Raw genomic sequence first — 16,687 nt, forward strand, 5'->3', positions numbered from 1 at the left:
TGTCGGCCTGGCGATTTTTACCCACGCTTGGCCAGTCGACGGGGCGAGCTGGTCTTCACTGATTTTCCGCGTCCTGAGAGGCTCGGATTGGTCATGAAATACTGGTGCGCGTTGAACGGCTCCTCGCCGTCGGCGGGGACTATGCGGCGCGAGCCGCCGTCGGGCAAGACGGTCCAGCTCTGCTGATTGTCCTTCAGGTTCGCCACCATGATCTGGTCGAGCACCTGCTCATGCACCGTCGGGTTGAGGATCGGCAGCATCGCCTCGACCCGCCGGTCGAGGTTGCGCTGCATGAGATCGGCCGAGGAGATGTAGACATGCGCCTGCGGCGACGGCAGACCGTGGCCGTTGCCGAAGGCGTAGATGCGGCTGTGCTCGAGGAACCGGCCGACGATCGACTTCACGCGGATGTTCTCGCTCAAGCCGGGCACGCCCGGGCGAAGGGAGCACATGCCGCGCACCACGAAATCGATCTTCACGCCCGCCCGGCTCGCCTCGTAGAGGGCGTCGATCGTCTCGGGATCGACCAGGCTGTTGCACTTGCCCCAGATCGCCGCCGGCCGGCCGGCCTTCGCATGCTCGATCTCCTCGGCGACATGCTGGAGGAACCGTTTCCGCAGGGTGTGCGGCGACGCGGCCATCAGCTCCAGCGTATCGGGTTCGGCATAGCCGGTGATGAAGTTGAACAGCCGGCCGACGTCTCGCCCGATCGTCGGATCGGCGGTGAAGAACGACAGGTCGGTGTAGATCTTCGCCGTGACGGGATGGTAGTTGCCTGTGCCCACATGGCAGTAGGTCGTGAGCCCGCCGCCCTCGCGCCGCACCACGAGCGAGAGCTTGGAGTGGGTCTTCAGCTCGATGAAGCCGAACACGACCTGCGCGCCGGCGCGCTCCAGATCGCGCGACCAGCGGATGTTGGCCTCCTCGTCGAAGCGGGCCTTCAGCTCGACCAGCGCGGTCACCGACTTGCCGGCCTCCGCGGCTTCGGCCAGGGCGCGCACGATCGGGCTGTCGGACGAGGTCCTGTAGAGCGTCTGCTTGATCGCTACGACGTTCGGATCGCGCGCCGCCTGGTTCAGGAACTGCACGACCGCGTCGAACGACTCGTAGGGGTGATGGACGATGAAGTCCTTCTCGCGGATCGCCGCGAAGACGTCGCCCGCCTGCTCGCGGATGCGTTCGGGGAAGCGCGGATTGTAGACCTTGAACTTGAGGTCCGGACGATCGATCGAGACGATCTGGCTGAGATCGCCGAGCGCGAGGACCCCGTCGACCACGAAGACCTCGTCGTCCGCGACATGCAGCGCCGCGACCACGAAGGCGCGCAGCTCGGGCGGCATCGTGTTCTCGATCTCAAGACGGATCACCGAGCCGCGACGGCGGCGCTTGAGCGCGCTCTCGAAGGTGCGGACGAGATCCTCGGCCTCCTCCTCGACTTCGAGGTCGCTGTCGCGGATCACGCGGAACGCCGCCTGCGACGTGACCGCATAGCCAGGGAACAGGCGGGCGATGAACAGGCCGATCACCTGTTCGAGGCTGATGAAGCGAGCGCCGGCCTTCTCCGCGTCGGGCAGCCGGATGAAGCGCTCGATGCGGGCCGGCATGCGGATCAGCGCGCTGAGCGGCCGCCCGTCGGCGTGGCGCGCCAGCTGCAGCGCGATGGTGAAGCCGAGATTGGGGATGAACGGGAAGGGATGCGCCGGATCGACCGCAAGCGGCGTAAGGACGGGGAACACGTAATTCAGGAAATAATCCTCGAGCCAAACGCGCTCGGACTTGGTCAGCGTCGCACCGTCGGCGAGGACGATGCCGACCGAGAGCAGTTGCGCGCGCAGCTCAAGCCAACGGGTCTGCTGGTCGTGGGCGAGCGAGGAGACGAGCTCTCCGATCCGCGCGAGCTGCTCGGCAGGAGTCAGTCCGTCCGGGCTGAGCTCGATCAGGCCCGAGCGGAACTGGCCGCGGAGGCCGGCGACCCGGACCATGAAGAATTCGTCGAGGTTGTTGGCCGAGATGGAGAGGAAACGCAGCTGCTCCAGGACCGGGTGGCTGAGGTTCGAGGCCTCCTCCAGCACGCGGCGATTGAAGCCGATCCACGAAACCTCCCGGTTTACGAAGCGCGAGGGATCGCCCGCTTTCGTCTCGGGCACGTCGGGAGTTGCGAGCTTGACCTCGGCGATCGCTTCGCGCGGCGGAACGCGGACGCTCTCGTTCATCGGCTCGACCTTCCCGTCATGCGCAGGCGCCACGGTCTCCGCGCGCCCCGACTGCGGCGGCTCCTTACGACGTTTCTGTGACGGCTTCGTAACGTCGGTCACTCGCCCTCCTCCTCCTGCAGGCGGGCCAGAACGTCGCCGGCAAGCTTGCGCCCCACCGCGCGACCCCTCGCGAGCGACTCCCGGTCGATGGCGGCGGCCAGCCGGCGGACCGCGCCGAGCGACCGGTCGCAGCGCTGCGCGAGAAAGCTCACGACGTCGGCGTCGACCCGCAATTGGCGATCGTCCAGCAGCTTGACCAGCACGGCCTCGACCGTGGCGTCGTCGGGCTGACCGAGCCGGGCGGTCGGCAGGGCGCGCAGGCGGGAGGCGAGGTCCGGGAGACGTGGCCAGTCGCTCGTCGGCCCGCTGCGCGCCGTGAGCAGGAGGCACCCGCGCCCCTCGCGCGCGACGTTCAGAAGGTGGAACAGCGCCGTCTCCGACGCGCCGTCGACGTCTTCGACCAGCATCGGCGTTGCGGCGTCTTCCCGCATCGATTGGATCGCGGAATCCATGTCGGCGGCCTGGACGCCGCCGGTCTGAGCTCGCCAGATCGCGGCGAGGTGGCTCTTGCCGGCGCCTTCAGGGCCGGCGAGCAGAAGCGACCGGTCGGGCCAGCGCGGCCAGGAGGTGACCAGATCGTGGGCCTCCTGATTGGACGGCGCGATCCAGAAATCCTCGACGCCGAGCCGCGCGGCGTGGGGCAGATCAAGCGTCAGCTGTCGGACGGCCTCACGCGGCATCGAGGCCCTCACGGTCCCTTGGAATGGTCTGGGAGACCAGGCGTGTTCTTGCCGGCCCAGGCCCGGCCGAGGCTCGCGCCCGGCGGCCCGCCGGGCAGAACCTCAGTCTCGTCCTCGCGCTCCCCTGTATAGAGAGGACTTTCGAGGTAGCGCCGCACGCCGAAGCGCGCGAGCACCCCGACCGCCGCCGCGAGCGGCACGGCGACAAGAAGTCCGACGAAGCCAAACAGATAGCCGAAGGCGACCAGCGCGAACATCAGCCAGACCGGGTGCAAGCCCACCGAACGGCCGACGAGCCGGGGCTGGAGGATGTTGCCTTCGACGAATTGGCCGGCGACGAAGATCCCCAACACGACCAGCACCATGGTCCAATCCGGCCAGAACTGGACGATCGCGACGCCGACGGAGACGATCAGCCCCGTCACCGAGCCGACATAAGGGATGAATCCGATGAGCCCGGCGCCGAGCCCGATCACCAGACCGAAATTGAGGCCGATCATGGTGAGCGCGACGGCGTAGAAGGTGCCGAGAATCAGGCAGACGAGCGCCTGGCCGCGGACGAAGCCCGCGATTCCGTCGTCCATCTCGCGGGCGATCTGTCGGATCGTCTGCTTGTGCCGCAGAGGGATCCAGTCGTCGATGGTCCCGATCATCCGGTCCCAGTCGATCAGCATGTAGAACGCGATCACCGGCGCGAGCACCAGCAGGCTGAGCACGGAGGCGATCGCCTGCCCTCCGGACCAGAGCGAGGCCAGGAAGGAGGTCAGCCAGTTCACGCCCTGGCCGACCACGGTCCCGAGCGACGCCTTCACCTGTCCCAGCCCCTGGCCCAGCAGGCGGTCCAGCCATTGCTGGTTCTGCTTGGCGACCAACTCCTGCAATCGGCCGACGGTCTCCGGGAGACGCTCGATGAAATTGCCGAGTTGCGCGCCCAGAACGGGCGCGATCAGAATGACCATCAGCGCGAGAACGAGGATGACGCAGGCGAGGATCACGATCGTCGCCGCGACCCTCGGAAGGCCGAGACGCTCGAGCCGGTCCGCCAGCGGATCGAGCAGATAGGCGAGCGCGAGCCCGGCCACGAAGGGCAGAAGAATGCTGGAAAAGACATAGAGAAACATCGCGAGCGCGATGACGGCGCCCAGCCAGAACAACGCCTGACGCTGCAGGGTCATGGCGCTGACGCTCCTCTGAAGTGTCCCGGGGCAGGCGCGGCTGCGCTGCCGCCGCGCCTGCCCCTGAAACTAGGGCTTCGAGGCGGCGTCGCGAAGCGGCAAATCGGCGTCGCTGGACATTCGTTCAGCGCGCTGCGCTCCCGGGTCTGGCCATGTGCCTGATGAAGGCTGCGAGATAGGCCGCCGCCGAGCCCAGCGTCAAGGCTCCGACGACATAGGCGCCGACCCTCTGGACCTCGTCGAGCGCGAACCCGAAGCCGTCCCCGCCGAGCACCGCGCCCGCATAGACGATCTGGGCCACCGTGTTCGCCTTGCTGATCCACAGCGGATCGATTGGCAGCGGGCGCTCGATCAGCCACGCAAGGATGACCGCGCCCACGATCACCAGGTCGCGAAACACCACGGCGATTGCCAGAGCGCGCGGAATCTCCTCGTAGATCGCGAGCGTCACATAGATCGAGACCAGCAACGCCTTGTCCGCGATCGGGTCGAGATAGGCGCCGAGCACGGTGCGCTGGTCGAAGGCGCGGGCGATCGCTCCGTCGAGCCCGTCGGTCGCCGCGGCGATCGCGAACAGCCAGAAGGCGGCGAGATGCTCTCCGCTGGCGATCAGCCAGATGATCAGCGGAACCGCGAACAGCCGGCCGATCGTGAGAATGTTCGGCAGGTTCATGCGCCCCGCTCCCCGACGCTCGAAACGCGGCGTCTTGCGTGTGACATAGGCGCCGACAAGCGGGAGGAAAAGGCCGATCAAGACCGCGGCGGTTGCTAGTCCGCCTTCGCCGGTCTAAGGGGGCGCGGACCTAGCGATCGGGACGGGCATGGCGGGACAAGAAGGCGTCGGAGACGGCCTGACCTACGCAGACGCAGGCGTCGACATCGACGCCGGCAACGCGCTGGTCGAGCGCCTGAAGGCTCTGGTGCGCGCGACGCGACGGCCGGGCGCGGACGCCGAGATCGGCGGCTTTGGAGGCCTGTTCGATCTCAAGGCCGCCGGCTTCGTCGATCCGGTGCTGGTCGCCGCCAATGACGGCGTCGGCACCAAGCTCAAGATCGCGATCGAGACCGGCTTCCACGACACGATCGGCATCGACCTCGTCGCCATGTCGGTGAACGACGTCGTGGTTCAGGGCGCCGAGCCGCTGTTCTTCCTCGACTATTTCGCCTGCGGCAAGCTGAGCGCCGACACCGCCTACGAGGTGGTGAAAGGCATCGCCACCGGCTGCATGGAGGCGGGGTGCGCGCTGGTGGGCGGGGAGACCGCCGAGATGCCCGGCATGTACGCCGACGGCGATTACGATCTCGCGGGATTTGCGGTCGGCGCCGCGGAGCGCGGACGCCTGCTGCCGCGCCGCGACGTCAAGGCCGGCGACGTCCTTCTCGCCCTCGCCTCCTCCGGCGTCCATTCGAACGGCTTCTCGCTGGTCCGCCGCATCGTGGCGCGCTCGGGACTCTCGCTTCAGGACCCCGCCCCGTTCGCCCCCGAGCAGTCGCTCGGCCGCGCGCTGCTGGCGCCGACCAAACTCTACGTCCGCCCCCTGATCGCGGTCCTGAAGGCCGGCGACGGCGTCAAGGCGCTCGCCCACGTCACCGGAGGCGGACTGCCCGACAACCTGCCGCGCGTTCTGCCCGACGGCCTCGGCGCGGCGATCGACCTCTCCGCCGTTACGCCGCCGCCGGTGTTCGGCTGGCTGTCGTCGGCGGGCGGCGTCGCCGAGGCGGAGATGCTGCGCACCTTCAACTGCGGCGTCGGGATGGTCGTGGTGGTCGCAGCCGAGGAGGCCGCGGCCGTCGAGGAGCGCCTCAGGTCGGAAGGCGAGCAGGTCACGCGCATCGGGGAGGTCGTGCCGATCTCGCCCGCCGACGAGCCCGTGCGCTTCTCCGGCAAGCTTCCATTCTGATGCCGCGCAAGCGCGTCGCGATCCTGGTCTCCGGACGCGGCTCGAACATGGCCGCGCTGATCGACGCCGCGGCGGAGCCGGATTTTCCCGCCGAGATCGTCGCCGTCATCTCGAACCGGCCCGGCGCCGGCGCGCTTGCGATCGCGGAGCGCGCCGGCGTCGCGACGCGCACGATCGACCACAAGGCCTACCCGTCCCGCGAAGCGTTCGACGACGCGCTCGACGCCGAGCTTCGGCGGATCGCCCCCGACATCCTCTGCTTCGCGGGCTTCATGCGGCTGCTGACGCCGGGCTTCATCGCGAAATGGGAGGGAAGGATGCTGAACGTCCACCCCGCCCTTCTGCCGAGCTTCAAGGGCCTCGACACTCATGCGAGGGCGCTCGCCGCAGGCGTCAAGCTGCATGGCTGCACCGTCCACCTGGTCACGGCCGAGATGGACGCAGGCCCCATCGTGGCTCAGGCGGCGGTGCCGGTGCTTGACGGCGACGACGAGGACGCGCTGGCCGCCCGCGTGCTCGCCGCGGAGCACGTCCTCTATGTCAGGGCCTTGCGGCTCTGGGCGGAAGGGCGCGCACGCCTGGAGAACGGCCGGGTCGTGGTGGATGCCGGAGACCCTGCGTCGGCGACGACCCTTATCTGGCCCTGACGGATCGCCGCCACCTATCGTGACGCGCCGCGCGCAAAAAAAGCGCGGCGCGAGCCGCGCTTTTTCCGTCCCGTCCGCCGAGCGCCGCCGAAGCGACGCGCGCGTGACGTTTCCCGTTACGAAGCGTCCCTGATCGTGCCCTCGGCCGTCGCATGCTTGCGACGCTTCAGCACGAAGGCGAGGGTCAGCACGAACACCGCCCCGACGACCGCGGCCGTGTAGTGGATCCACCCGGCGCTCGTGAATTGGCCGACATTGTCGGGATCGGCCACCACATAGGCCGGATCGTAGGACTGCAGCCAGCCCACGACCACGACGTCGCCGACGATCATCTCGCCTGCGATCCAGCCGAGCAGCGCGGCGCCGAGCCAGACCAGGAACGGGAAGCGCTGCAGCACGGTGCTGAGCAGGGTCGAACCCGCGATGATGAGCGGGATGGTGAGCAGCAGGCCGAAAATGAACAACTCGGGGTGGCCCTTGGCCGCCGCGGCGATGGCGACGACGTTGTCGAGGCTCATCACGGCGTCCGCGATGGCGATTGTGCGGACAGCGCCCCACAGATTCGACGACGCTTCGACGTCCGCGTGCTCGTCATGCTCGTCGGTCGCGAGCTTGACCGCGATCCAGAACAGCAGAAGCCCGCCGGCGACCTTCAGGAAGGGCACGCCGAGGAGGAACGTGATGAAGAAGGCGAAGATGATTCTGAGACCCACCGCGGCGCCGGCGCCGAGGAGGATGCCCACCTTGCGCTGGTCGGCCGGCAGCTTGCGGCAGGCGAGCGCGATGACGACGGCATTGTCGCCCGACAGGAGCAGGTCGATCCAGATGATCTGCATCAGCGAGACCCAGAAGGCCGGCTCGTCGAAGGCGAAGGTGAAGTCCATGCCGTCCTCCAGGGTCAGACGCGAATGGCGCCCGGCTCCACGTGCTCAGTCCGAACGTAACCGGGAGGCTAACGCGCGGGATGCTCGACTTGGTTCCGCACCTTGACCCGGCGGACCAGCCAACCGACCGCCACCACGACGACCGCCAGCGTGACGGCCGCGGTCGTCTCCCAACTGTGCATGAACGCGCCGCCGAACCGATCCTCCAGCGCCTTGTCGGACACCAGCATCTCGCCGGCCACGAAGCCGAGGAGGGCGGCGCCCGCCCAGACGATGAGGGGGAACCTGTCCATTACGGCGAGTATGACGGCGCTGCCAGCGACGATCATCGGCACGGAGATCACGAGACCGAGAACGAGCAGGCCAAAATGGTCGCCCGCGACGCCCGCGATGGCGATGACGTTGTCAAGGCTCATCACCACGTCGGCGATCGCGATCGTCAGGACGGCGCGCCACAGGCTCTCATGGCTTTTCACGCCCTGCTCGTCCTCCGCGCCCTGCGGGCCGACGAGGTCGACCGCGATGTAGAGCAGCGCGAGCGCGCCGAAGATCTTGAGATAGGGCACGCCGAGAAGGCGCACGATGATCAGCGTGAACAGCACGCGCAGGCCGATGGCGACGCCCGCGCCCATCACCATGCCCGCCTTGCGCTGCTTCGACGGCAGCGAACGGCACGCCATGGCGATGACGACCGCGTTGTCGCCCGACAGCAGCGCGTTGATCCAAATGATCTCGCCGAGGGCAAGCCACTCAGCCGAACCGAAACCCATGGCGCGCCCCCGCTTCCCCGTCTGAGATCGACGCTTCGCGGCGTGGCCGACGCGCGTCGTTATGGTGTGGAGCGCGCGCTCCACGGTTCAAGCGCGCGCCTTGAGACGCGGACGAGCCGTAACGCCGGCCGCCCGCGCCTGCGCCACGTCGCCGCGGCCGCGTTTGGTATCATGTATACCGAAGACGGCAAAGCGCGTGGCGCTTCAGCCGACGATTTCGGCGTCCGTGAAGAAGTAGGCGATCTCTTCCTTGGCCGTCTCGGGCGCGTCGGAGCCATGCACCGAATTCGCCTCGATCGATTCCGCGAAGTCCTTGCGGATGGTTCCGGGGGCGGCGTTGGCGGGATTGGTGGCGCCCATGACCTCGCGGTATTTCGCGATGGCGTTCTCGCCCTCGAGCGCCTGCACGACGACAGGTCCCGAGATCATGAAGGAAACGAGGTCGTTGAAGAATGGCCGATCCTTGTGCACGGCGTAGAAGCCTTCGGCCTGCTCCTTCGTCATGTGGATCCGCTTCTGCGCGATCACGCGAAGACCTGCGGCCTCGATGTAGGACAGCACCTTGCCCGTGATGTTCCGCCGGGTCGCGTCGGGCTTGATGATGGAGAAGGTGCGCTCGATGGCCATGGGATCGCCTTGTCTCGAAGGTTTGGCCGCGCGGGCGGCGGCGGCGGAGAAACGCCGCGGCGTCGCGGGCGGACGGAAGAAGCGCGCGGCTTATAGCGCGGCGCATTCCGCGACGAAAGGTCGGTCGCGGACGTCCCGCCGGCGTTGGAAAGGCGTCAGCGTGGCCTGGGCTCATCGGCGTGGCGGGCGCCCGGATGGGCTCCGCCAAGAGCCCGGAAGGCGTCCTTCGCCGGAAACGTCTTCCGGAAGGCAAGCGCTCGCGATTGAATGCGAGAGCGGCGGGCTTCGGTCCGCCGCCTTTTCATTCGGCGCGCCCCTACCCGCGCGTCGCGCTCAGCACGGCCGCGTAGCGCTCGTTGATCCGGCCGAACCACTCCGCGATCGGCGCGTCTTCGGAGAAGAAGTCGACCGTGCCGACGACCTTCGTCCATTGCACGACCCCCGCTAGGAGAAAGTCGCCGAACACCGGCCCCGCGCCGCCGAGGAAGGGCTGCTTCCGCAGCATGATGCGAAGAGGCTGGAACGCCTCGCGCGCCGCCGCGACCCCGGCGTCGCGGTCGGCTGCGGCGTCTTCGAGCGTCGCCTTCAGCATCTTTTCGCGGGAGCTCCGAAAGTAGGCCTGCGTCTCCGGATCGAGCGCCGCGTTGATGTCGACGGCGATGACGCGCGCGATCTTTCCCATCGCGAACATCACATGGCCGAGCACGAAGCGCGTCAGCGCCTCGGCCTGCGGCCCGCCGAACAGCGGCGGCGCGTCCGGATAGGCTTTGTCGAGATGAACCGCGAGGTCGAAGGAATCGCCGATCGTGGTGTGCCCGAGTTCAATCACGGGCACGGTCCTGAAACCGCCGCCCTTAATCGCGGGAATGTCGACGAACCGGGTGGGCGTCGTCTCGAACGCCAGCCCCTTATGGGCGAGCGCGAGCTTGGCCGCCCAGCAATAGGGGCTTGGCCGGCGACCGTCTGCCGTCGCAAGGTCGTGGATATGAGCGGTCATTGAAGGGCCCCCTTCGGACATGCTTGGTTGAACTGGCATACCAAATCCGGCGCAGAATGGCGAAAGGGCATGATCGGGTATTGGCGGATGTTCGCCGGCTACAACGGTTGGGCCAATGCGCGGCTCTACGCCGCCGTCCTTGCCCTGCCGGGCGACGCGTTTCACGCCGAGACCGGCGCGTTCTTCGGCACGCTTTGCGGCACGCTGAACCATTTGCTGGTCACCGACCGGATCTGGATGAAGCGCCTGACAGGCCGAGGGGAAGCGCCGAACCGGCTCGACGCCGTGCTCCACGAGGATCTGCCCTCGCTCTCGCAGGCCCGAGCGCGGGAAGACCGGCTCCTGTCGGACTGGATCGCCGGTCTGAGCGAAGAGACGCTGAAGGGATTCATCCGCTACCGGAGGGTGAGCTCAGCGGAGGACATTGAGCAGCCGATTGAGGCCGCGCTCGCCCATCTTTTCAACCACCAGACCCACCATCGCGGACAGGCGCACGCGCTGGTTTCGCGCTTCGGCGGAAACGCGGCGGCGCCCTCGCTCGATCTCCTCGCCTTTCAGCGCGCGGCGAGCCACGCCTGAACGCCGCGCACCGGCTGCGGCCCGTCCCTCATTGGGACGAGGAGGAGCGGCGGCGACCGCCGCCTCCCGGTATGGTCGAACCCGACGCCTCAGGCCGTCACTTCCCGCGCGGTGATCGCGTATCTGAAGGTGTCGGGGTCGAGGCAGTCGAGCAGACCCGCCACCGTCTCGGCCTGCGGATACATGAAGAAGCCGAGCGGTCCCGTCTGCGAGCCCGGAAGCTTGACGTCGTGGGCGTCGTTGTAGGCGAGCCAGTTGGTCTCCCACGAGCCGAACAGAGCCTTGCGGGCGGCGAGCACCTTCGGGTCGTCGAGCGCGAGCTTCGTCGGCGGCTCCTCGAGCGCGACCTTGCGGACGTCGGCCGGATCGACCGGGAACCAGCCGACCCCGTCCAGCCAGACCTCGGCGCGGCAGTGCTGCGCCTTGGTGATGGTCTCGGAATTCGCCCCGAGGCTCTTGTAGCCGAAGCGCGAGGGCGCGACGCGGATGCCGTAGACGTCGCGCGCCGGCAGGCCGGCCGCGCGGGCGAGCCCGACATAGAGGGCGTTGATGTCGGCGCATTTGCCGCCGAGATTGCCGCTCTCCAGCATGGTCGCGACGTCGCCGAGACCGCAGCCGCGCACCTTCGCGTCGCGATGCGTGTTTTCGACCACCCACTGATAGATCGCCTCAGCCTTCTCGCGATCGTCCGTCCGGGACCCGACGATCTCGGCGGCCCGCCGGGCGACGACGCCGTCCGTCGGGATCAGCCGCGTGGCGGCGACGTATTTGGCGCGGTCTTCGGCCGAGAGACCCGCGCCGCCCCCGTCGGGCGCGACGGCGCGGTCGCGGGTCGAGACGCGGCTGACGACCTCGAGGACGGGCGTTTCCGCCCCGCTCCTCCACTCGGCGACCACCATCCCGACAGGTCCGTCGATCCGATCCGACGCGTCGGCGTTGCCGGTGAAGCGCGTCTCGCCCGGCCGGGTCCACTCGTCGGCCGCGAAGCTCGGCGTCGGCACCCAGGCGCGCGCCGCGCCCTTGCTGGTCGGAAGCTCGACCCGTGTCCGGATCTCGAACGACCGCCAGGGGCCGGGCTGCGGCGCGAAGGCGGGCGTTTCGCCGGCGCTGACGCCGCCGGTGCGCATGACAGCGGCGGCGGCGGCGAGCGCGCCCGCGCCGCATTTCAGAAGGCTGCGACGATGGATCATCGGGATTCTCCCTTGTGTTCTTGGAGCTGGATCGAAAGAGCGTGGAGCGTTTCAGAGGTGCGGGGATACGCCCAGTCGACGGGCCCCGCAGCCCGCAAGAGGCGCCCGCCGGAGGGCGTCAGCACTGCGGTGGCGGGCAATCCCCGCACGCCGAAGGCGCGCGCGACGGCCTGCTCCGGATCGTGAGCGATCGGGTCGGGAAGGCCTAAACGGGCGACGAAGGTCTTCGCGCGCGATGCAGGCTCCCCGACGGCGACGCCGATCAGGCGGACACGCTCGCCTTCCGCCTCGGCGTAGCGCATGAGGGCCGGGAGCTCCTCCTCGCAGGGCTCGCACCAGCTGGCGAAGAAATGAATGAGAGTTGGACGCGAAGGCTCGCCGCCGATCGAGAACGGCCGACCGTCGAGATCGACCGTATCGACCGGGGCCGGCGCCTGCCCGGCGTCCGCGAAGGCCGCGAACTCCGTCGCGCCGGTCGGCGATCCCGCCAGAACGAGCGCAAGGATTCCAGCGGCGCTGGGCGTCGCGCGGCGAGCGGAGGGCGCAATCGGTGGGTCTGCGATCGCCGGCACGCGGCAGATGCTCCATGGTCTCAGGCCCCGACGATGGTCCCCCCGCATTACGCGGTCAAGTGGAGCGCGGAGAGCCGCACATCACGGACGCTTGCGATCCCGCGGCGCCGGCCCCAAATCCCTCATTGCGGGAACGCCGCAGCCGATCCTCCGGAGGTTTCGCCCGAAATGACGACCACCGCCCCGCTCTACGTCGACCAGTCCGGCGGGTATGTCGACCCGCTGGCCGATCCGCGGCTCTATGAGGGCGCGCTCAGCCGGCGCGTGCTCGCTTTCTGCGTGGACTTCGGGATCGTGCTGACGCTCACCTTCGTCGCAAGCGTGGTGATCTTTTTTCTCGGGGTCTTTACCCTCGGGCTTGCGTGGCTGCTGTATGGAATGGTGTTCCCGGCCGTCGCCATCCTCTATTCCGGCGCGACGCTCGGCGGAGACCGCGCCGCCACCTGGGGCATGCGCATGACCGGCCTCACGGCGCGGCGCTGGGACGGCTCGATGCCGGGCTTCTTCGTCGCCGGGGCGCATGTCGTGCTGCTTTATGCGACGGTCACGTTCCTGACGCCGTTCATCCTGCTGGTCGGTCTGTTCTCGCGGCGCAAGCAGCTCCTGCACGACATCGCGCTCGGGGTGCTGTTCATGGACCGCGGACTTCTCGAATCCCGCCGCTGACGAGCCGCTTGCCGGCCAAGCGGCGCCTGATATCCTGACGTTCGAAGCGGAGTCGCGCCGGGACCGCGACGCTCGCTGCGGAAACGACCCTTGACCGCACATTCGCGCGACACGCCGCAATTCTACCTGACCGCGCCATCGCCCTGCCCTTACCTGAAGGGCCAGTTCGAGCGGAAGGTGTTCACGCATCTGGTCGGCGAGCACGCGGCGACGCTGAACGATCTGCTCACCCACGGCGGCTTCCGCCGGAGCCAGACCATCGCCTACCGCCCGGCCTGCGAGAATTGCCGGGCCTGCGTTTCGGTGCGGGTGCGGGTCGCCGATTTCCAGTGGACCAAGGCGTTCCGGCGGAACCGCGCGCTGAACCGCGATCTCGTTCGCGCGGAGCTCGGTCCGACGCCGACCTCGGAGCAGTATTCGCTGTTTCGCGCCTATCTCGACGATCGCCATTCCGACGGGGGAATGGTCGACATGACCGTGCTCGACTACGCCACGATGGTCGAGGACAGCCATGTCCGCACCGGCCTCGTGGAGTATCGCCGACGCGGCGCGGAGACCGCCGTCACGGGCCGCGGCGTCGGTCCCGTGCGCGCCGTGGCGCTGGTCGATCGGCTGTCGGACGGCCTTTCGCTCGTCTATTCCTTCTATGATCCGGAAGAGCGGGCGCGCGGCCTCGGAACCTTTGTCATCCTCGACCATGTCGAGCGGGCGCGGGAGCTCGGGCTCGCCTATCTCTACCTCGGCTACTGGGTCGATGGCTCGTCCAAGATGGACTACAAGCGCCGTTTCCAGCCGCAGGAGATGCTGGGTCCCGCCGGCTGGGCCCTGCGCGAGGGCGCCTAGAGCGGCTTTAGTCCCAGCCGGCGCCGCGTTGTGGGCGCACGCTCCATCTGCTATGGCTCCGAGACTTCGCTTCGGTCCCTTCGGGGACAAAAGGGAATCCGGTGGGAGGCTTCTCGTCTCGAATCCGGAGCTGCCCCCGCAACTGTAAGCGGCGAGCGGCGCATCGATCCTCACGCCACTGGGGCCAAGCCCTGGGAAGGCCGATGCGTCCGCCCCGACCCGCGAGCCAGGAAACCTGCCGCAAGCGATCCCGCTGGCGCCCTCGGTGGGAGGGCATGAAAGGCAAGATCGAATGTCGACCGCAGCCTCGCAGACCCGCTCCTCCGCCGTCGCGCTCGCGCCGCAGCGCGCGCTTCCGATCGCCTTCGCGCTGATGTTCGGCGTGCTGCTGATCTACGGAACCGGCTTCCTCGGGATCTCCGCCGTGCACAACGCGGCGCACGACCAGCGGCACGCCATCGGCTTCCCCTGCCACTGAGGGGACGCCATGCATCTGTTCCGGAACATCGTCTTCGTAGCGGCGCTGGTCGGGCTCGCCGCGGGCCTACTGCTGACCGTCCTCCAGCAGTTCGGCGTCCAGCCGCTCATCGTCAAGGCCGAAATCGTCGAACAGGCGAACGCCGCCAAGGCGGCGGCGCCGCATGATCATGCCGCCTCCGGCGATCACGATCACGCCGCCGCGGTCGCGCAGGACGAGGCTGCGGCCTCCGCGCATGATCACGACCCGAACGCCTGGGAGCCCGCCGACGGCGTCGAGCGCTTCGGCTGGACGCTGATCGCGAACGTCGTGAGCGGAGTGGGCTTTGCGCTCCTGCTCGTCGCGGCGAGCGAACTGAAGGGCGGCCTCACCTCCTGGCGCGAAGGGCTGATGTGGGGCCTCGCGGGCTTCGCCGTCTTCACGCTCGCGCCGAGCGTGGGGCTCCCGCCCGAGGCGCCTGGCGTGGAAGGCGCGCCGTTGATCGATCGGCAGGTCTGGTGGCTGGCGACCGTGGTCGCCACCGCGATCGGCCTCGCCCTGATCGCCTATGGCCGTTCCCCGCTGGCGGCGCTTGGCGGCGTGGCGCTGATCGCGGCCCCCCACGTCGTCGGCGCGCCGATCGCGCCGCAGCCCGCCGCCATCCCGCATGACCTCGAGCACAATTTCGTCGTGGCGGTCATCGTCACCGGGTTCGTGTTCTGGGCCGCGCTCGGAACGCTCGCCGGCGTCCTCCGCCGACGCTTTTCGGACGCGTGACGACGTCACGCGCCGGACGCGTGACGTTGGTCCTCGGCGGCGCGCGCTCCGGCAAGAGCCGCTTCGCAGAGGACCTCGTCGCGGCCTCTCCTCTCGACCGGGTCTATGTCGCGACGGCCGAAGCGCGGGATGATGAGATGCGAGATCGGATCGCGCATCACCGCGCCCGGCGCGATGGAAGCTGGCGAACGGTCGAGGCGTCGCGCCAGCTCGTCGGCGCTCTGTGGAACGAATCCAGCCCTAAGACGGTCGTGCTCGTCGATTGTCTTACGCTCTGGCTCAGCGCTCTGGTGCTGGCCGACCCTCTGATCGTCGACGTGGACGAAGAGATAGACGGCCTGCTGTCCTTTCTCGTCTTTGCGCCCGGGGACGTGATTCTCGTCTCGAACGAGGTCGGCTCCGGCATCGTCCCCGACAATGCGCTCGCCCGCGCCTTTCGCGACCATCAGGGCCGCCTGAACCAGCTCGTCGCCGCGCGCGCCGACCGGGTGACGCTGGTCGCCGCCGGCCTTCCCCTCGACCTCAAGCTCCCGAAGGAGCCTTCGGAATGACCGCCTCCCACAAGATCCCCGCCACCGTCGTCACCGGCTTTCTCGGCGCGGGCAAGACCACGCTGGTCCGGCATCTGCTGCAGAACGCCGGAGGCCGCAGGATCGCGCTGATCGTCAACGAGTTCGGCGACGTCGGCATCGACGGCGAGGTGCTGAGAGCCTGCGCGAGCGAGGCGTGCTCGGAGGACGACATCGTCGAGCTCGCAAACGGATGCATCTGCTGCACCGTGGCCGACGACTTCATTCCGACGATGGAGAAGATCCTCGCCCGCTCGCCCCAGCCGGACCACATCGTGATCGAGACCTCCGGCCTGGCGCTGCCGCAGCCGCTCGTCAAGGCGTTCCGCTGGCCCGAGATCGCGACCCGCGTCACCGTCGACGGCGTCGTCACGGTCGTCGACGGGCCCGCCGTGCGCGACGGACGCTTCGCTCATGACGAAGCGGCGGTGGCAGCCCAGCGCGCCGCGGACCCGAACGTCGATCACGACGACCCGATCGAAGAGCTGTTCGAGGATCAGGTGCGCTCGGCCGACCTGCTGGTGTTGCACAAGGCGGACCTCATGGCCGACGGGGAGATTGCGGCGGTGAAGGCCGATATTCTCCAGCATGCGAGCGAAGGCGTGAGGGTCGTGTCGGCCGCCAACGGCGCGCTGCCCGCGGACGTGTTGCTCGGCCTGAAGAGCGGCGTCGAGGACAAGATCGACGGGCGCCCCACGACCCACGAGATGGAGGGCGAGGAGCAGCATGACCATGACGATTTCGACAGTTTCGTCGCCGACACGCCGGAGGTCGCCGACGCCGCCGAACTCGAGGCCCGCGTCCGCGCGGTGCTCGACGCGCACGACGTGCTGCGGCTGAAGGGTTTCGTGCCCGTCGCCGGCAAGTCGGCGCGCCTTGTGGTGCAGGCGGTCGGGGCCCGGATCGAGACCTATTTTGACCGCCCGTGGCGCGACGGCGAGGCGCGGCTGGGCCGTCTGGTGGTGATCGGAGAGCGCGGGATCGCGCGCGACGCGATCTCCGCAGCCTTGAAGGGCTAGCGTTCGTTCGGAGCGCCAA

At 68.6% G+C, this 16,687-nt stretch carries 19 protein-coding genes and 1 riboswitch; of the genes, 9 read left to right on the forward strand and 10 right to left on the reverse strand.

Features of this window, described 5'->3' with window-relative positions; translation table 11 throughout:
- Positions 1-17: 17 nt before the first annotated feature.
- The 4 genes from ACO2RJ_RS05715 to ACO2RJ_RS05730 all read right to left on the reverse strand — a co-directional run bounded on the left by ACO2RJ_RS05715 (position 18) and on the right by ACO2RJ_RS05730 (position 4,843).
- On the reverse strand, positions 18-2,213 hold the full coding sequence (locus ACO2RJ_RS05715; protein WP_423268913.1) for an RNA degradosome polyphosphate kinase: 2,196 nt from the start codon (positions 2,211-2,213) through the stop codon (positions 18-20).
- A gap of 98 nt (positions 2,214-2,311) precedes the next feature.
- Positions 2,312-2,995, reverse strand: coding sequence for a hypothetical protein (locus ACO2RJ_RS05720; protein ID WP_423267024.1), 684 nt, complete (start codon positions 2,993-2,995; stop codon positions 2,312-2,314).
- 8 nt (positions 2,996-3,003) lie between these two features.
- Positions 3,004-4,170 (reverse strand): AI-2E family transporter, encoded by a 1,167-nt coding sequence (locus ACO2RJ_RS05725; protein ID WP_423267025.1) that lies wholly within the window; start codon positions 4,168-4,170, stop codon positions 3,004-3,006.
- 124 nt (positions 4,171-4,294) lie between these two features.
- Positions 4,295-4,843, reverse strand: coding sequence for a CDP-alcohol phosphatidyltransferase family protein (locus tag ACO2RJ_RS05730; protein WP_423267026.1), 549 nt, complete (start codon positions 4,841-4,843; stop codon positions 4,295-4,297).
- Between the two features lie 148 nt (positions 4,844-4,991).
- Between ACO2RJ_RS05730 and purM the strand changes: the two genes are divergently transcribed.
- Positions 4,992-6,071, forward strand: a complete 1,080-nt coding sequence (purM, locus tag ACO2RJ_RS05735; protein WP_423267027.1) for a phosphoribosylformylglycinamidine cyclo-ligase — start codon at positions 4,992-4,994, stop codon at positions 6,069-6,071.
- Positions 6,071-6,718: a phosphoribosylglycinamide formyltransferase gene (purN, locus tag ACO2RJ_RS05740; protein ID WP_423267028.1), complete on the forward strand. Its 648-nt coding sequence runs from the start codon at positions 6,071-6,073 to the stop codon at positions 6,716-6,718. The genes purM and purN overlap by 1 nt, the downstream gene beginning before the upstream one ends.
- A 116-nt stretch (positions 6,719-6,834) precedes the next feature.
- Here purN and ACO2RJ_RS05745 read toward each other — a convergent pair whose 3' ends face one another.
- From ACO2RJ_RS05745 to ACO2RJ_RS05760, 4 genes are all read right to left on the reverse strand, one after another.
- Positions 6,835-7,602 (reverse strand): TerC family protein, encoded by a 768-nt coding sequence (locus ACO2RJ_RS05745; protein ID WP_423267029.1) that lies wholly within the window; start codon positions 7,600-7,602, stop codon positions 6,835-6,837.
- 68 nt (positions 7,603-7,670) lie between these two features.
- On the reverse strand, positions 7,671-8,372 hold the full coding sequence (locus ACO2RJ_RS05750; protein ID WP_423267030.1) for a TerC family protein: 702 nt from the start codon (positions 8,370-8,372) through the stop codon (positions 7,671-7,673).
- Positions 8,373-8,576: 204 nt separating this feature from the next.
- Positions 8,577-8,999, reverse strand: coding sequence for a nucleoside-diphosphate kinase (gene ndk, locus ACO2RJ_RS05755; RefSeq protein WP_423267031.1), 423 nt, complete (start codon positions 8,997-8,999; stop codon positions 8,577-8,579).
- 316 nt (positions 9,000-9,315) lie between these two features.
- The gene (locus tag ACO2RJ_RS05760) at positions 9,316-9,996 is read right to left on the reverse strand and encodes a glutathione S-transferase N-terminal domain-containing protein (RefSeq protein ID WP_423267032.1); all 681 of its coding nucleotides are present in this window, start codon (positions 9,994-9,996) and stop codon (positions 9,316-9,318) included.
- A gap of 69 nt (positions 9,997-10,065) precedes the next feature.
- Here ACO2RJ_RS05760 and ACO2RJ_RS05765 point away from each other — a divergent pair, with 69 nt between their 5' ends.
- Positions 10,066-10,575, forward strand: a complete 510-nt coding sequence (locus ACO2RJ_RS05765; protein WP_423267033.1) for a DinB family protein — start codon at positions 10,066-10,068, stop codon at positions 10,573-10,575.
- Between the two features lie 89 nt (positions 10,576-10,664).
- Here the strand turns inward: ACO2RJ_RS05765 and ACO2RJ_RS05770 are convergent, their stop codons facing one another.
- Both ACO2RJ_RS05770 and ACO2RJ_RS05775 read right to left on the reverse strand, forming a co-directional pair.
- Positions 10,665-11,765, reverse strand: coding sequence for a transglutaminase-like domain-containing protein (locus tag ACO2RJ_RS05770; RefSeq protein ID WP_423267034.1), 1,101 nt, complete (start codon positions 11,763-11,765; stop codon positions 10,665-10,667).
- Positions 11,762-12,337 (reverse strand): TlpA family protein disulfide reductase, encoded by a 576-nt coding sequence (locus ACO2RJ_RS05775; RefSeq protein WP_423267035.1) that lies wholly within the window; start codon positions 12,335-12,337, stop codon positions 11,762-11,764. The genes ACO2RJ_RS05770 and ACO2RJ_RS05775 overlap by 4 nt, the downstream gene beginning before the upstream one ends.
- A gap of 168 nt (positions 12,338-12,505) precedes the next feature.
- Between ACO2RJ_RS05775 and ACO2RJ_RS05780 the strand changes: the two genes are divergently transcribed.
- The 6 genes from ACO2RJ_RS05780 (at position 12,506) to cobW (ending at position 16,668) form a co-directional block, all read left to right on the forward strand.
- Positions 12,506-13,003, forward strand: a complete 498-nt coding sequence (locus ACO2RJ_RS05780) for an RDD family protein (protein WP_423267036.1) — start codon at positions 12,506-12,508, stop codon at positions 13,001-13,003.
- A gap of 90 nt (positions 13,004-13,093) precedes the next feature.
- Positions 13,094-13,846, forward strand: a complete 753-nt coding sequence (locus tag ACO2RJ_RS05785) for an arginyltransferase (RefSeq protein WP_423267037.1) — start codon at positions 13,094-13,096, stop codon at positions 13,844-13,846.
- Positions 13,847-13,901: 55 nt separating this feature from the next.
- Positions 13,902-14,103: riboswitch (cobalamin riboswitch) on the forward strand.
- Positions 14,104-14,138: 35 nt separating this feature from the next.
- Positions 14,139-14,324, forward strand: a complete 186-nt coding sequence (locus ACO2RJ_RS05790) for a CbtB domain-containing protein (RefSeq protein WP_423267038.1) — start codon at positions 14,139-14,141, stop codon at positions 14,322-14,324.
- Between the two features lie 9 nt (positions 14,325-14,333).
- Positions 14,334-15,080: a CbtA family protein gene (locus tag ACO2RJ_RS05795; protein ID WP_423267039.1), complete on the forward strand. Its 747-nt coding sequence runs from the start codon at positions 14,334-14,336 to the stop codon at positions 15,078-15,080.
- Between the two features lie 20 nt (positions 15,081-15,100).
- Positions 15,101-15,631: a bifunctional adenosylcobinamide kinase/adenosylcobinamide-phosphate guanylyltransferase gene (gene cobU / locus ACO2RJ_RS05800; RefSeq protein ID WP_423267041.1), complete on the forward strand. Its 531-nt coding sequence runs from the start codon at positions 15,101-15,103 to the stop codon at positions 15,629-15,631.
- The gene (gene cobW, locus ACO2RJ_RS05805; RefSeq protein WP_423267042.1) at positions 15,628-16,668 is read left to right on the forward strand and encodes a cobalamin biosynthesis protein CobW; all 1,041 of its coding nucleotides are present in this window, start codon (positions 15,628-15,630) and stop codon (positions 16,666-16,668) included. The genes cobU and cobW overlap by 4 nt, the downstream gene beginning before the upstream one ends.
- Positions 16,669-16,687 lie beyond the last annotated feature (19 nt).

Source organism: Hansschlegelia sp. KR7-227 (genome assembly GCF_049446035.1).
GTDB lineage: Bacteria > Pseudomonadota > Alphaproteobacteria > Rhizobiales > Methylopilaceae > Methylopila.